This window comes from Aeromonas allosaccharophila, assembly GCF_016026615.1.
In the GTDB taxonomy this organism is placed as follows: Bacteria; Pseudomonadota; Gammaproteobacteria; order Enterobacterales; family Aeromonadaceae; genus Aeromonas; species Aeromonas allosaccharophila.
The window spans coordinates 3,732,789-3,747,183 of the sequence record NZ_CP065745.1 but is presented as its reverse complement, the minus strand read 5'-3'; the positions used below and the strand labels follow the sequence as shown (position 1 = coordinate 3,747,183).

General features: G+C 58.4%; 15 protein-coding genes and 1 tRNA gene. 10 read left to right on the top strand and 6 right to left on the bottom strand.

The genetic code is table 11. The annotated features are described in order from the left end of the window. Positions 1–367 precede the first annotated feature (367 nt). Genes I6G90_RS17140 through I6G90_RS17125 form a run of 4 tightly spaced genes read left to right on the top strand, consistent with a single transcriptional unit; the run spans position 368 to position 3,109 of the window. Positions 368–1,063: a DUF969 domain-containing protein gene (locus I6G90_RS17140; protein WP_058052016.1), complete on the top strand. Its 696-nt coding sequence runs from the start codon at positions 368–370 to the stop codon at positions 1,061–1,063. Next, complete coding sequence (locus I6G90_RS17135; RefSeq protein ID WP_058052017.1) at positions 1,063–1,986, top strand: DUF979 domain-containing protein; 924 nt, start codon at positions 1,063–1,065, stop codon at positions 1,984–1,986. Before I6G90_RS17140 ends, I6G90_RS17135 begins: the two co-directional genes overlap by 1 nt. A 17-nt stretch (positions 1,987–2,003) precedes the next feature. Beyond that, a complete protein-coding gene (gene pcp, locus I6G90_RS17130; RefSeq protein WP_197928459.1) occupies positions 2,004–2,648 on the top strand; it encodes a pyroglutamyl-peptidase I in 645 nt (214 codons plus the stop codon). Next, positions 2,645–3,109 carry a gamma-glutamylcyclotransferase family protein gene (locus I6G90_RS17125; protein WP_197928457.1) on the top strand — a complete coding sequence of 155 codons (465 nt, stop codon included), beginning with the start codon at positions 2,645–2,647 and terminating at the stop codon, positions 3,107–3,109. Before pcp ends, I6G90_RS17125 begins: the two co-directional genes overlap by 4 nt. A 66-nt stretch (positions 3,110–3,175) precedes the next feature. On the opposite strand, the gene I6G90_RS17120 is transcribed toward I6G90_RS17125, so the two are convergent. Continuing rightward, positions 3,176–5,068 (bottom strand): methyl-accepting chemotaxis protein, encoded by a 1,893-nt coding sequence (locus tag I6G90_RS17120; protein ID WP_197928455.1) that lies wholly within the window; start codon positions 5,066–5,068, stop codon positions 3,176–3,178. Positions 5,069–5,328: 260 nt separating this feature from the next. After that, positions 5,329–5,405, bottom strand: a tRNA-Trp gene (locus I6G90_RS17115). Positions 5,406–5,606: 201 nt separating this feature from the next. On the opposite strand from I6G90_RS17115, the gene I6G90_RS17110 reads away from it, so the two are divergent. From I6G90_RS17110 to I6G90_RS17090, 5 genes are all read left to right on the top strand, one after another. Next, on the top strand, positions 5,607–6,149 hold the full coding sequence (locus I6G90_RS17110; protein WP_197928453.1) for a hypothetical protein: 543 nt from the start codon (positions 5,607–5,609) through the stop codon (positions 6,147–6,149). A gap of 99 nt (positions 6,150–6,248) precedes the next feature. Further along, positions 6,249–6,443 carry a hypothetical protein gene (locus tag I6G90_RS17105; RefSeq protein WP_148140577.1) on the top strand — a complete coding sequence of 65 codons (195 nt, stop codon included), beginning with the start codon at positions 6,249–6,251 and terminating at the stop codon, positions 6,441–6,443. After that, positions 6,424–7,344, top strand: coding sequence for an aspartate carbamoyltransferase (pyrB, locus tag I6G90_RS17100; protein ID WP_042063824.1), 921 nt, complete (start codon positions 6,424–6,426; stop codon positions 7,342–7,344). Before I6G90_RS17105 ends, pyrB begins: the two co-directional genes overlap by 20 nt. Positions 7,345–7,359: 15 nt before the next feature. Next, positions 7,360–7,824, top strand: coding sequence for an aspartate carbamoyltransferase regulatory subunit (gene pyrI, locus I6G90_RS17095; protein WP_042063767.1), 465 nt, complete (start codon positions 7,360–7,362; stop codon positions 7,822–7,824). A gap of 200 nt (positions 7,825–8,024) precedes the next feature. Next, on the top strand, positions 8,025–8,516 hold the full coding sequence (locus tag I6G90_RS17090) for an arginine repressor (protein WP_042063766.1): 492 nt from the start codon (positions 8,025–8,027) through the stop codon (positions 8,514–8,516). 128 nt (positions 8,517–8,644) lie between these two features. On the opposite strand, the gene I6G90_RS17085 is transcribed toward I6G90_RS17090, so the two are convergent. The 4 genes from I6G90_RS17085 to arcA all read right to left on the bottom strand — a co-directional run bounded on the left by I6G90_RS17085 (position 8,645) and on the right by arcA (position 13,468). Beyond that, the gene (locus I6G90_RS17085; protein ID WP_182933135.1) at positions 8,645–10,051 is read right to left on the bottom strand and encodes a YfcC family protein; all 1,407 of its coding nucleotides are present in this window, start codon (positions 10,049–10,051) and stop codon (positions 8,645–8,647) included. Positions 10,052–10,174: 123 nt separating this feature from the next. Then, positions 10,175–11,179, bottom strand: coding sequence for an ornithine carbamoyltransferase (gene argF / locus I6G90_RS17080; protein ID WP_021231476.1), 1,005 nt, complete (start codon positions 11,177–11,179; stop codon positions 10,175–10,177). 79 nt (positions 11,180–11,258) lie between these two features. Further along, positions 11,259–12,185 (bottom strand): carbamate kinase, encoded by a 927-nt coding sequence (gene arcC, locus I6G90_RS17075; RefSeq protein ID WP_005339719.1) that lies wholly within the window; start codon positions 12,183–12,185, stop codon positions 11,259–11,261. A gap of 62 nt (positions 12,186–12,247) precedes the next feature. Continuing rightward, positions 12,248–13,468: an arginine deiminase gene (gene arcA, locus I6G90_RS17070; protein ID WP_042063762.1), complete on the bottom strand. Its 1,221-nt coding sequence runs from the start codon at positions 13,466–13,468 to the stop codon at positions 12,248–12,250. 747 nt (positions 13,469–14,215) lie between these two features. Here arcA and I6G90_RS17065 point away from each other — a divergent pair. Further along, positions 14,216–14,392 (top strand): hypothetical protein, encoded by a 177-nt coding sequence (locus I6G90_RS17065; protein WP_197928452.1) that lies wholly within the window; start codon positions 14,216–14,218, stop codon positions 14,390–14,392. Positions 14,393–14,395 lie beyond the last annotated feature (3 nt).

The window sequence follows — 14,395 nt, the reverse complement described above, 5'->3', positions numbered from 1 at the left end:
ACTCACCTGCCCGCCATATTTTCCTGCCTCCGATCTCTAGCCACCTTTTCCGCCAAATATATAGACGGCATGTTGCATGTATATTGCCAAATCAAATGGGAGGTTATTTATCAGGCAGCTGAACTGCCACGCAGGTATCGCTGAAATATATCTGGGAAATCATGATGAATAATCAGCATTGATGCACATTGGCACCGTGATAACAGGACTCACCGTTTACCAACGAACGATAAATCAGCAAAAATGTGGTGCCATCCGCCATGCATCTCCTCGCAAACGCTTAATTGTTGCCATCCCTGTCTGCAGATGATAAACAACTCCATCATCAAAAATTACACATAAATATTCACTTGAACGAGGTGGTTAATTGGAATGGATTAAATTGAGTGGCATCCTCATTATTTTGTTAGGATTTTATTTCAAACTCGATACTCTGGCCGTCGTGCTGGTCGCTGCCGTTACCACGGCACTGGTCTCCGGTCTCTCCATGACCGATTGCCTCTCCCTGCTGGGCGAAGCCTTCGTCTCCAACCGCATGGTGACGCTGTTTCTGCTGACCCTGCCGATGATCGGCATCTGCGAACGCTACGGCCTGAAACAGCAGGCGGTCACCCTGATAGAGCGGATCAAAAAGCTCACTCCGGGCAAGTTCATGACCCTCTATATGTTTATCCGCGAGCTGGCCGGTCTCTTCTCGGTGCGGGTACAGGGTCATACCCAGTTTATTCGTCCGCTGGTCAACCCGATGACCCAGGCAGCCGCCAGCAAGGTGCACGGGAAATTAAGCGAAGAGGACGAGGAATATATCAAGGCGCGGGTTTCGGCCACCGAAAACTACGGCAACTTCTTTGCCCAAAATACCTTTGTCGCCTCCGCCGGGGTATTGCTGATTGTCGGCACGTTCGAGTCGCTGGGATATAACGTCTCCGCCGTCGATATTGCCAAGGCCTCCATGCCGATTGCCATCATTACCCTGTTGATGGTCGCCGCCTCCAATATGTGGTTTGACCGTCAGATGGCCAAGAAATATGCATCTGGCAACAGCAAGGGAGGTCAACAGTAATGGCTGCACTGATCCCCAATATGCTCGAATTCTTCTATGTGCTGATCGGCGTCATCCTGTTTAGCAGCGCCTGGCGCGTCCTGCGTGATGGCAACCACCCGGCCCGAGTCGGCACCGCCCTGTTCTGGACCATCCTCGGGGTGCTGTTCGCCTTCGGCAGCTATATCCCCAACATGATCAACGGGATGCTGATCCTCACCATGGGGGTCATCACCCTGCTCAAGCAGGTGAAGATCGGCAAGCTGGAGCAGGCGAGCGAGGAGGAGTCCCAGCGCCACGCCAACCGCATCGGCAACCGGATCTTCCTGCCCTGCGTGTTGCTGGCGCTGCTGGCAGTAGTGATCGCCCAGTTCACGCCGCTCGGCGGTCAGGTCGGTATCGGCCTGGCGGCGGTGATCGCCTTCGTCATCACGGTACTGCTGACCCGCGCCACCCCCTCCACCGTGGTGGGCGACTCGGACCGGATGATCCAGCAGGTCGGCATCACCGGCATCCTGCCCCAGTTGCTGGCCGCCCTCGGGGTGATCTTCAACACGTCCGGCGTCGGTGACGTCATCTCCCACGGGATCTCCACCGTGGTGCCGATGGGCAGCCCCTTCGTCGGGGTGGTGGCCTACTGCCTCGGCATGATGGTCTTCACCATGATCATGGGCAACGCCTACGCCGCCTTCACCGTCATCACTGCCGGGATCGGCATTCCCTTCGTGGTAGCGCAAGGGGGTGATCCGGTGATCGCCGGTGCGCTGGCGATGACCGCCGGTTTCTGCGGCACCCTGATGACCCCCATGGCCGCCAACTTCAATGCCCTGCCCGCCGCCCTGCTGGAGATGAAGGATCTCAACAAGGTGATCAAGGTGCAGGTGCCGATGGCGCTGACCCTGGTGCTGATCCATATCGCCCTCATGTACTACTGGGCATTTTGAGAATTCGGGAGATGATGATGAAAGTTCTGATTACCGGTTTTGACCCCTTTGGCGGCGAGCCCATCAACCCGGCGTGGGAGGCGGTTAAACGCCTGCCCGACACCATTCTGGACGCCACCGTGATCAAGGCGCAGATCCCCACCGTATTCGTCAAGTCGGCTACCCTGCTGGCGGAGCTGATGCGCCAGCACCAGCCTGACGTAGTGATCAACGTCGGTCAGGCGGGCGGCCGCTTCGCCATTACCCCGGAGCGGGTCGCCATCAACATCGACGATGCCCGCATCCCCGACAACGAGCAGCAGCAGCCCATCGACGAAGTGATTCAGGCCGATGGCGCACCGGCCTACTTCTCCCGTCTGCCCCTCAAGGGGATGGTGCAGCGCATCAAGGAGAACGGTATTCCGGCTGCGGTCTCCAACACCGCGGGCACCTTCGTCTGCAACCACATCATGTATCAGCTGCACTACCTGATTGAGCAGGAGTTCCCGGCGGTGCGCGGCGGCTTTATCCACGTTCCCTACATCACCGAGCAGGTTGCGGACAAGGTGAACCAGCCCTGCCTCGCCATGAGCGACATCACCCGCGCGCTGGCGCTGGCCATCGAGGCGGTGGTACTGCAGCAGGATGGCGACCTCAAGATCGTGGGCGGCGAGATCTCATGAGCCTCGGCCAGCCACGCCCGCTGTTCGTCTATGGCAGTCTGATGGATGGGCTGTTCAACTACCGGCGCTATCTGGCCGCTCATGTGAGCCAGCCGCCACGGCGCGCCCGGGTGCGCGGCGCCCTCTATCACCTGCAACACAAGGGCTATCCGGCCCTGCTGCAGGGTGATGACTGGGTCTATGGCGAGCTGTTTGTGCTGGACGACTTCCCCGCCGCCATCGCGGCGCTGGATGAGATGGAGAACTTCCACGGCGAGGATGATCCCCAGAGCGAATATCTGCGCCAGCTCATCGAGGTGGAGATCTTCGACCCGGCGCAGGGGCGTTATGTAGGCCAGCAGCTGGCCTACCACTACCGCTACGTGGTACAGCACGACCCCAGGTGGCAGCAGGGCAAGCACTACCTGCCCGACGGCAACTGGCGCGCCTTCCATCTGGCGCAGCTGGAGAGCGCCGCCTGACGGCCACCAGCAATGAAAAAGGGCAGCCCGCGGGCTGCCCTTTCTGTTGCTGGAGTGGCGGGATGATCAGAGCCGGAAGCGGCCGATCTCCTGCTCCAGTCGCTCGGTCAGCGACTTGAGTTCGGCCGCCTGCGCCGCCTCGTTGCCCGCCTGCTCGGCCAGCTCTTGCGAGACGTGGCGGATATTCTCGGTATTGCGGCTGATCTCGCCGGTCACCGAGGTCTGCTCCTCGGCCGCCGCCGCGATCTGGGTCGCCATGTCGCTGATAGAGCCGATCGCCTCGTTGATCCGGCCAAGGCTCAGGTTGGCCGCTTCCGCATCCTCCACGCTGGTGCCCGCCAGCTGACGGCTGGTCTCCATGCCACCCACGGCGCGACGGGTGGTCTGCTGCAGGGTTTCGATCATCTGCTGGATCTCGTCGGTGGAGTCGTGGGTGCGCCGCGACAGTACCCGCACCTCGTCCGCGACTACCGCAAAACCACGGCCCTGCTCACCGGCCCGGGCCGCCTCGATGGCGGCGTTGAGCGCCAGCAGGTTGGTCTGCTCGGCGATGCCGCTGATGGTGGCCAGAATGCCGCTGATCTTCTGGGCATGGCTGTCGAGCTCGTTGATGATCTGGCTGGCATCGGCCACTTCGTCCGCCAGACCGGTAATGCTGCGCTGACTCTGGCCGACCTGGGATTGACCGGCGACCGCCAGTGCAACCGCATCGGTGGCGGTGGTGGCGGCAAACTCGGCGTTGCCGGCGATCTCCTGGGTGGCGGAGGCCATCTCGGTCACCGCAGTCGCCACCATCACGATCTCGTCCTGCTGTTGACGCACCCGCTGACTGCGGGCCTGCGCCCCGGCAGCCTGAGTGCGGGACTGGGCCGCCAGCTCGACGGTCACATCGCGCAACCGGCTAACGATGCCGTGCAGCCGCGCCACGAACTGGTTGAAGTTCTGGGCCAGCTGACCCACCTCATCCTTGCTGTGGGTGTTGATGTGAACGGTGAGATCCCCCTCGCCGTGGGCGATGTCGTGCAGGGCGTGCGCGACCCGACCGAGATCGGCGAACAGGTATTTGAAGGTGGCGGTGAGCAGGGCGCTGAACACCAGCATCAGCACCAGCGTCAGCCCCACCAGCTCCCACAGCAGGCTGCTGAGCGGCGCCTCCAGCACATCGCGATACATCACCATGGCCAGCAGCCAGTCGGTGCCCGCTACCGGTTGTACTGCCAGCAGCACGTCGCGCCCGTCGAGGGTGGCAGCGTGCAGCTCGCTGTTTTCACGGCCCCACTGCTGGAAAGTGGCGGCAGAGAGTCCCGGCGCCAGCTCGGCGATGGGCTTGAGCGCCAGATCCTTCTGCGGATGGCCGACGATGAGGCCGCTGCTGTCGAGCAGCATGGCGTAACCCTCACCCTGCACCTTCATCGCCAGCACTTCGTCGATCAGCTTGTCGAGCGCCAGGTTGGCCCCCACGGCGCCGACCAGCTCACCCTGATGGCGCACCGGCTCGGAAAGAGTGACCACCAGCTTCTGCATGGTGACGCTGACATAGGGGGCAGTGACGATCAACTGACCCGCCTTCACCGCATCCTGATACCAGGGGCGCTCGCGCGGGTCATAGTTGCCGGTGTTGAGGGAGGGATCCTGCCGGGTCATCACCCCCTGCGCGGAGCCAAAATAGGTGAGGCCGAAGCCACCGGAGGTGTAGGCCTGCTTCAGGTGGGGCACCAGCTCGGCTTGGGGGTTGTCGCTGATCAGGTTGACTAGCGCATGGACGGTGTTCTTGCGATCCGTCATCCATTCTCCGATCGCGACCGAGTAGGCGTGACCATAGTTGACCGCCTCGCTCTGGATGGCGTTCATGGTGCGGGATTTGAGGGTGTGAAAGGCAACGATACCGAGCAGTGATGCCATCAGCAGCACCACGCCAAGACTGGTGGCCAGCAGCTTGCCGCGCAGAGAGAGGGTCATGACGACGAATCCTTGTTGTTGTGTCAGGCAGGGAAAACCCTGATGTATCAAAGGCTATCGGCCGCAACATGAACAGACTTTAGTGAATCTGTATATTTTTACATCCATCAACAACAGGGATAGCTATCAGAAATTGGTTGCTCGCTATTCCATGCTACCGAGCGGCAGAACAATCAGGAGGAGAAACAGGGGGCGGGAGGGGCAGAGGGCGAACGCCAGAAATGCGAAAGGCCAGCTCAATGAGCTGGCCTTTCTGAAAATGGCAGGGGCGGCAGGACTCGAACCCGCAACCATCGGTTTTGGAGACCGCTGTTCTACCAATTGGAACTACGCCCCTGCAACAAACGAGGCGTAGTATACAAAGTGGAGATCAAAGGTAAAGGCTTTTTTTACGCTTTTGATGCGATTGCACAAATCCCGAACAAGTCTCGGTTGTTTGTGCAGCAAAGCGGAATAACTTGCTGTATTTGCAGCCCTGCCGGGGTAGGAATGGGACATAAATGGGGGTAGGGTGAAATCAGGTACCGGGAGGCCACTTATGCTCAATTACCGATTGCTCCAACAACTGGCGCCCCTCAACTTCAGGGATGAACGCAAGACAGAGTCCCTGCCCGCCTATCTTGAACGGGTCGCACCGCTGGTGCCCTTTATTCCTGAAAATGTGCTATCCCAGTGGATTTACCGTCATTGGCGCGGTTTTGAGTCCAACTGGAGCTTTATCGATCTCGCCAGCCATCAGTTCACCTGTGAAAGCTGGCCCACCGCGCAACTGGTGGCTCAGGTGGACTCCCGCCATATGGAGGTGATCGAGCGCTGGGGCGAGATGCTGTGCAGCAATCGCTATGTGCGCCGATCCTGGCTCGGCGAGAAGATGCTGAGCGAAGGCACCTGGCCGGAACCTGTCATCGTGCTGGCGCCCGCCGAGGGGTGCAGTTACCCGAACGGGCAACCGCTGCCGCAACCCTACTGCCTGCTGGAAGGGCACCACAGACTCGGTTATTTGCGTGCCATGGCCCGCGATGGGGAATCGCTGCAAGAGACGCACAGGGTGTGGATTTGTCGTCCTGTTCGCGCAACTTAAACGTTTTTCATGCTGAAATTGGCATCAGAAATAAAATTTTGACAATTAAAAAAGCGGCCCTATAATCTGTCCGGTTTTGAAAAAGGTCGGGACGAAACGATGCAGTTTTTGATTCAGAAAACAGCCTTGCAGACGGGTGGTGCGCACCAGAGCGGCCCCGTTGTTTTCGGTTCCCACCCCAAGGATCCCCAGTTATTTTTAAAAAAAGCCCCTGTTTCAGGGGCTTTTTTTTGTGCCCGAAAAACCTCCAATGATGTCAAAGGGAATGCAGACGATGACCAATCCACTCTATAAGAAACATGTCATCTCCATTTCGGACCTGACCCGGTCAGAAATGGAACTGGTAGTCTCAACCGCACAACGGTTGAAGGCTGAACCTGACACCAGCCTGTTGAAAGACAAGCTGGTTGCCAGCTGCTTCTTCGAAGCCTCCACCCGCACCCGCCTCTCATTCGAGACCGCGGTACAGCGCCTCGGCGGCAACATCATCGGCTTCGCCGACGGTGGCAACACCAGCGCCAAGAAAGGCGAGACGCTGGCTGACTCCATCAAGATCATCGGCTCCTACTCGGATGCGGTAGTGATGCGTCACCCGAAAGAGGGCGCGGCCCGTCTGGCTGCCGAGTTCTCCCGCGTGCCGGTCATCAACGGCGGCGACGGCTCCAACCAGCATCCGAGCCAGACCCTGCTCGACCTGTTCACCATCCATGAGACCCAGGGTCGTCTGGACAACCTCAACGTCGCCTTCGTCGGTGACCTGAAATATGGCCGCACCGTGCACTCGCTGGCCCAGGCCCTCAGCCTGTTCAACTGCCGCTTCTTCTTCATCTCCCCGGAAGCGCTGGCGATGCCGGACTACATCTGCGAAGAGCTGGAAGAGAAAGGCATCCCGTTCAGCGTCCACCAGACCATGGAAGAGGTGATGCCGGAGCTGGACATCCTCTACATGACCCGCGTCCAGAAAGAGCGCTTCGACGAGACTGAATACAAGCACATGGCTGCCAAGTTCGTGCTGGAGCTGGCGACCCTGGAAGGGGCCAAGCCCACCATGAAGATCCTGCATCCCCTGCCCCGCGTCGACGAGATCGATGTGGCGGTCGACAAGACCCCCCACGCTTGCTACTTCCAGCAGGCGGAGAACGGGGTATATGCACGCCAGGCGCTGCTGGCACTGGTACTGAACGAAACTGTCTGAGCTTAGGGGAATATCATGTCTGACAAGAACCAACTGCAAGTCGAAGCCATCCGTCACGGCTCCGTCATCGATCACATCCCCGCTGGCCAGGGCATCAAGATCCTCAAGCTGTTCCAGCTGGTTGAAACCCAGGAGCGGATCACCGTCGGCTTCAACCTGAAATCCGGCGCGCTGGGCAAGAAGGATCTCATCAAGATTGAGAACACCCGCCTGACCGAGCAACAGGCCAACCAGCTGGCGCTGTTCGCCCCGAAAGCGACCGTCAACATCATCGAAGACTTCAATGTGGTGAAGAAGCACCAGTTGGAGCTGCCGGAGTTCATCGCCGGGGTGTTCCACTGCCCCAACTCCAACTGCATCTCCCACAACGAGCCGGTGGACAGCTACTTCCGGGTGCGCGAAGTGAAAGGCGTGGTACGGATGAAGTGCAAGTATTGCGAGAAGTCCTTCACTCAGGACATCGTCAGCGAGCGTGACTAATATCTGATTGGGCCCTGCGGGGCCCATTTTTGAACCCTGTCACATCACCGAATTTCCAGTCAGCTATAATTTGCCATCCCAAGATGGTAATGCCCGTTCATTCCCTGCATATAGATGGATTATCAGTGTTTTTGGCTGATAACCGACAGCTATGGCAGATATCGCGCGTTTACCTCCGGTCATCGTCAAAGGAATTCGCCGTGGTCAAAACCCTCAGTCGTCCCGTTGCCCAAGAGCCCGATCTGGCCCAGCTGGATGCCTGTCGCCAGATCATCGGTCAGCACTGCTACAGCACCCAGGAAGAGATCCGTCGTGAGCTGTCAGAGCGCGGTTTCGCCGACATCAGCCAGTCCACCATCTCCCGCCTGCTGCGCCGCCTCGGCGTTGCCAAGGCGCAGAATGCCAACGGCAAGAAGGTCTACACCCTGGTAGACGATCAGCTGGAGCCCGCCGGCAGCACCCGCTCGATCCACGACATGGTGCGCGAAGTGGTGCACAACCAGCAGATGGTGCTGATCCACACAACCCCGGGCGCCGCCACCGTGGTAGCCCGCCTGCTGGATCGCAACGCCAATCCCGAGATCATGGGCGCCGTCGCCGGCAATGACGTGGTGCTGGTCGCGCCGCGCCACATCAGCCGCACCCGTCAGGCCCACGCCGCCGTGGTGCGCACGCTGGCGCAAGCCCGCTAACCCCTTCCATCAAATGCATCGAGGCGACCTGCGGGTCGCCTTTTTGTTGCCTCTCATTTTTTGGCCGTCAGCTGCGCCCATAAAAAACGGGAGCCCGCAGGCTCCCGTTTCATCTTGCTTGTCATCCCTCAGGAGATCACGGCGCCCAGACTCAGGCAGACCACGATCAGCACGGTCAGAATACCGAGCAGCGGAGCCACCCACTTCAGCCAGCGAACATAAGGCACCTTGGCGATGGCCAGACCACCCATGACCACGGCGGAGGTCGGGGTCACCAGGTTCACCAGACCGGAGGCAGACTGGTAAGCAGTCACCACCAGATCGCGGCCCACGTTGGCGAAGTCGGCCAGCGGCGCCATGATCGGCATGGTCAGTACGGCCAGACCAGAGGAGGACGGCACCAGGAAGGAGAGCACCACTTCCAGCACGAACATCACGTTGATAAAGACGATGGTGGAGAGGCCGGTCACGATCCCTTCTGCACTGTGCAAAATGGTGTGAGTGATCATGCCGTTATCCATCACTACCACGATACCGCGGGCGATACCGATGATCAGCGCCACACCAAGCAGGTCGCGGGCACCGTCGATAAAGTTGGAGGTCAGCTCCTCTTCGCTCATGCGGGAGATGATACCGACGATGATGGCGGCAGCCAGGAACACGCCGGAGATCTGCGCCATCCACCAGCCCAGCACGGCCACACCGTAGATCATCACGGCAAAGGCGGCGACGAAGATACCCAGCACGATTTTACGGGTCAGGGTGAACTCCAGCATCTGGTCACTCTTGTTGCCAAGGAAGTGGGCACGGTTCTCTTCCCACTTGTCAGCCACCAGCGATTTGCTCGGATCGCTGCGCACCATCTTGGCGTAACGCATGACGTAGGCAACGCAGAGCAGCCAACCGGCGACCAGCATGGCAACGCGCAGCCAGATACCATCGGTGAAGGAGATACCGGCGGCGTTGGCGGCGATAACGGTGGCAAACGGGTTGATGGTGGAGCCGAGAGTACCGATACCGGCACCCAGCAATACGGTTGCCGCGGCGACCACTGGGTCGAAGCGGGCGGCCATCATCACCGGCACCAGCAGGGTGTAGAACGGCAGCGACTCTTCGGCCATCCCGTAGATGGTGCCCCCTGCGGCGAACAGCGCCATCAGGATCGGGATCATCCACTCCTCCCGGCCGCGCAGGCGGTCGGTCACACGTTCAATACCGGCATCGATGGCACCTGTCTTGGTCACAATGCCAAGAAAACCACCGATGATCAGGATAAAGAGGGAGACGTCGATGGCGCCTGCCTCATAGGTGTCGTGGTTGTAGAGGCCATCGATAGGTGCCAGCAGCACGTCGACGATCCCCTGGGGATTTCCCTCCACCAGTTTGTAGGTACCCGCCACCGGCACTTCTTTGCCGAGGGCTTCGTTCATGGTCATCTCATATTTGCCGGCCGGCACTATCCAGCTCAGGGCGGCCACCAGGGCGATCAGCACAAACAGTATCGTGTAGGCTGACGGGAACTTGAATTTGGTCATGGTCCAGCTTCCTTCTGTGGGTGTGGTATCCATGCAGGCTGCGGGTTGTAGGGTTAGAGGTATTATGCCGCTGTCACATGGTCGAAAAGCCGGGGGTCGCCCCCCGGCACCACTACTGCGACCTTAGTCGCCCAGCGTAGCAACCATCACTGCCTTGATGGTGTGCATCCGGTTTTCGGCCTCGTCGAACACGATGCTGTGCTCGGATTCGAACACGTCCTCGGTCACTTCCAGGCCTTTCATGCCATATTTGTCAGCCACTTCCTTGCCCATGGTGGTCTCGTCGTTGTGGAACGCGGGCAGGCAGTGCATGAACTTCACATCCGGGTTCTTGGTAGCATTGATGACATCCATGTTGACCTGATACGGGGTCATCAGTTTGACGCGCTGATCCCAGGCTTCTTTCGCTTCACCCATGGATACCCAGACGTCGGTGTAGAGGAAGTCAGCACCCAGCACACCCTCTTTCACATCTTCGGTCAGGGTGATGCGTGCGCCGGTCTCTTCGGCGATCTGGCGGCACTTGGCAACCAGCTCCTCTTCCGGCCAGAAGGCTTTCGGCGCGACCAGACGGATGTCCATGCCCATTTTGGCAGCGCCGACCATCAGGGAGTTACCCATGTTGTTGCGGGCATCACCCAGGTAGGCGAACTTGATTTGATCCAGACGCTTGCCCTTGCCGTGCTCCAGCATGGTCATGAAGTCGGCCAGGATCTGGGTCGGGTGGAATTCGTTGGTCAGACCGTTCCAGACCGGTACACCGGCGTAGGCACCCAGCTCTTCCACGATCTCCTGACCGTAGCCGCGGTATTCGATACCGTCATACATGCGACCCAGTACACGAGCGGTGTCCTTCATGGACTCCTTGTGACCGATTTGGGAACCGCTTGGGCCAAGGTAGGAGACCTGAGCGCCCTGGTCGAAGGCCGCCACTTCAAACGCACAACGGGTACGGGTGGAGGTCTTCTCGAAAATCAGGGCGATGTTCTTGCCGACCAGATGCTTGCGCTCGTAGCCACCGTATTTGGCTTTCTTCAGGTCGATGGCCAAGTCGATCATGTATTGGATTTCGCGCGGGGTGAAGTCCAGCAGTTTCAGGAAGTTACGGTTACGCAGATTAAAAGCCATGATGAGTTCTCTCTATATATGTTTCAGACCAGTTCGGGCAGTAGTGTTGACTACGCATTCTCAGTACAGATATCGGTAATTACGCATGTACGGTGCGGGTGGCAACGATATTGGTGCCGGCTTCCCCCTTGAGGATGGCGAGGCCATCTTCCAGCGAGCCGATGCCGACCATGCCGCCGGTCGCTTTGACAAATTCACAGGAGGCTTCGACTTTCGGCCCCATGGAACCTGCATCGAACTTGACCCCGGCCAGCTCGTCAGGGCTGGTGACCCGCAGCGGACGCTGGGTCGGTTTGCCCCAATCCAGATAGACGGCATCGGCATCGGTCAGGATCAGCAGGGCGTCGGCCTTGATCTGCTTGGCCAAATAGGCGGCAGACATGTCCTTGTCGATGACGGCTTCGATACCGGTCAGGCTCTGGCCATCCCAGGTCACAGGGATGCCGCCACCACCGGTACAGATGATGAGGTGGCCCTGGGCAATCAGGGTTTCGATGGCATCGCCTTCAACGATGCGCTGGGGCAGCGGGGACGGCACTACGCGGCGGAAGAACTTGCCGTCAGCCTTGACCACCCAGTGCTTCTCTTCTGCCAGGGTACGGGCTTCAGCCTCTTCGTAGACGGGGCCGATAAATTTGGTCGGGTTGGCGAATGCCGGATCCTTGGGATCGACCTGCACCTGAGTCAGCAGCGCGGTGACGTTGCGGCTCGGCATCAGATTCTTGAGCTCCTGAATCAGCATGTAACCGATCATGCCCTGGGACTCGGCACCCAGCACATCCAGCGGATAGGGGGATACCTTGGTGTAGGCGCTGTTTTGCAGGGCCAGCAGGCCGACTTGCGGACCGTTGCCATGCACCAGCACCACGTTGTACTCCTGAGCGATCAGGGCGATGGTCTTGGCGGCAGTGGCGATGTTCTTGCGCTGGATATCAGCTTCAAGGGGCTCACCACGACGGAGCAGTGCATTACCACCCAGAGCGACGACGACAGTTGGTTTTTTCATAGTGGTTAATCTCGAGTTTGGTTCTGTGTGGCGCCAGCTTCTGCCGGCGCCACGCCGTCTCATCAGATGCTGTCGCGTTCCATCGGGCAGCTCATGCAGCGGGCGCCGCCGCGGCCACGACCCAGTTCATCACCCGGAATGGAGAGAACTGTGATACCGGCCTTGTCATATTTCTCGTTGGTGTAGGTATTACGCTCGTAACCCACCACCACGCCGGGACGTACGGTCAGCACGTTGTTGGCGTCGTTCCACTGCTCGCGTTCGGCTTCGAAGCTGTCACCGCCAGTGGTGATGATCTTCAGCTGATCCACGCCCAGTGCTTTCTCGATAGCGGTGACGAAGTAACCCTCTTCCTTGATGTTCATGCCGGTGGCACCGCCCGGAGTCAGACTCCAGCACTGCACGTCCTTGCGGATCACTTCCGGATAAACGGAGAAGGTATCGACATCCATATGGGTCATGACGGTATCCAGGTGCATGCAGCTGCGGTGTTTCGGCAGTTCCATGGCGATGACCTGTTTGGCCTGACCGTGTTTGAACAGGCTGCGAGCCAGGTGCTCGACCCCTTGCGGCGTGGTGCGCTCGGACATGCCGATCAGCACGGCGCCGCGGCCGATAACCAGTACGTCGCCACCCTCGATGGTGGAGTTGTCGTAGTCACGCTCCTCGTCACCGAAGTACTTGATGAAGTCCTGACCGGCAAACATCGGGTGCCAGCGGTAGATGGCCTTCACATGGTTGGTTTCGCGGCGACGAGCCTGTTTGGCCATCGGGTTGATGGAGACGCCACCGTAAACCCAGCAGGAGGTGTCACGGGTGAAGAGGTGGTTGGGCAGCGGCTCGATGATGAAGTCGGTCGGTGCATGCATACCCACTACCATGTTGACGCCGTGATAAGGCATCTCGGAGTAAGTCAGGCCACCGGAGAGAATGCGGGCCAGCTCGCGGTGCGGCATGTCTGCCAGGAAGCAGCGCACGTCGTTGGCAAAAGAAGAACCGAGGCGGTAGTCGGAGACCTGATGTTGCAGCAGCCAGGTTTTGGCTTCCGGCACATCCAGAGTCTCGGCCAGCAGATTGGTCAGCAGGAAAACTTCGACATTCTGATCGCGCAGTACCTGAGCGAATTTGTCGTGCTCCTGACCGGCGCGTTCAACAGACAGGACGTCATCGAACAGCAGATCCTGGCAGTTGGAAGGAGTCAGACGCTTCAGACTGAGGTTGGGGCGGTGCAACATGACACGGCGCAATTGGCCAACTTCAGAACCTACATAAAATTTGCTCATGATTATATTCCGTCTAGCAGTGGTCCCTGCGAGTGATTGAATAGATTCCTTCTATTCATGCTCGTGGCTAAGGCGGGATATTCTTTATGTAGGGTACTCGGCTTATGTTCTATCCTGCCCTTGCCTTTCGAGACCGAGGTTAGACCTGCGAACCAATGCAAACTTAGACATTGATCACATTCACTCAGAACTGAATATATTCACCGTTCAATCTATGACCCCGGTAGCAAATTGCACATTTCCCACACAAAGCACACTGAATAGCCATGCACAACCACCCCGCTATATTTCAGATTGATTCAATTTTTATTCATGCAGGCTCACTGGGGAGATTAAATTCAAAAAACAAAACCCCTTAAAAATCATAATAATAAATGACTTTTCAAATAAAATTTGAATATTACTTCCTGTGTATTGAATACATCGGAGTGACAAGAGGAACTCGGGGGAAATAAATACTCACATCGACCACACTCGCTGCATAAATCTTTTCTTGTCCCAGATCATGGCATTGATGCCAACCCCATCAGGCAAGGCCTCATCAGCCATCACCTCTTTATGCGGTTCAACTTAATATGCACAAAGTTCGCATCGAGGCTGGCAACCATCCCCGTTCGTCACCACAACGCCTTTTGATACTTTTTTCATTAATTGAATTTATTCGTCTCACCTTGCGCTGGCGCCAACCTCGACTTAACTCAGAAAGTGATCCAGATCACACATGAATGGCACTACCAAGGAGTTGTTATGAAAATGAAACCCATATTGTTGCTCGCGACTTTGCTGCTCTCTGCGCTCCCGACCTTCATTCAAGCTGAAGGGGCCCCTGCCATGCCCATGGTGGTATGCCATGTCGACCAGGCCCCCCAGATGCTGGTGCCTGACTATGTCTGCCGCTGGCATGGAGGCAGCATTCATTACTAATCG

Coding starts and splice junctions, on each gene's coding strand:
- I6G90_RS17065 (WP_197928452.1), top strand. CDS start 14,216: ATGAAAATGAAACCCATATTGTTGCTCGCGACTTTGCTGCTCTCTGCG.
- I6G90_RS17085 (WP_182933135.1), bottom strand. CDS start 10,051: ATGACCAAATTCAAGTTCCCGTCAGCCTACACGATACTGTTTGTGCTG.
- pyrI (WP_042063767.1), top strand. CDS start 7,360: ATGTCTGACAAGAACCAACTGCAAGTCGAAGCCATCCGTCACGGCTCC.
- argF (WP_021231476.1), bottom strand. CDS start 11,179: ATGGCTTTTAATCTGCGTAACCGTAACTTCCTGAAACTGCTGGACTTC.
- arcA (WP_042063762.1), bottom strand. CDS start 13,468: ATGAGCAAATTTTATGTAGGTTCTGAAGTTGGCCAATTGCGCCGTGTC.
- I6G90_RS17120 (WP_197928455.1), bottom strand. CDS start 5,068: ATGACCCTCTCTCTGCGCGGCAAGCTGCTGGCCACCAGTCTTGGCGTG.
- pcp (WP_197928459.1), top strand. CDS start 2,004: ATGAAAGTTCTGATTACCGGTTTTGACCCCTTTGGCGGCGAGCCCATC.
- arcC (WP_005339719.1), bottom strand. CDS start 12,185: ATGAAAAAACCAACTGTCGTCGTCGCTCTGGGTGGTAATGCACTGCTC.
- pyrB (WP_042063824.1), top strand. CDS start 6,424: ATGACCAATCCACTCTATAAGAAACATGTCATCTCCATTTCGGACCTG.
- I6G90_RS17135 (WP_058052017.1), top strand. CDS start 1,063: ATGGCTGCACTGATCCCCAATATGCTCGAATTCTTCTATGTGCTGATC.
- I6G90_RS17105 (WP_148140577.1), top strand. CDS start 6,249: ATGCAGTTTTTGATTCAGAAAACAGCCTTGCAGACGGGTGGTGCGCAC.
- I6G90_RS17110 (WP_197928453.1), top strand. CDS start 5,607: ATGCTCAATTACCGATTGCTCCAACAACTGGCGCCCCTCAACTTCAGG.
- I6G90_RS17125 (WP_197928457.1), top strand. CDS start 2,645: ATGAGCCTCGGCCAGCCACGCCCGCTGTTCGTCTATGGCAGTCTGATG.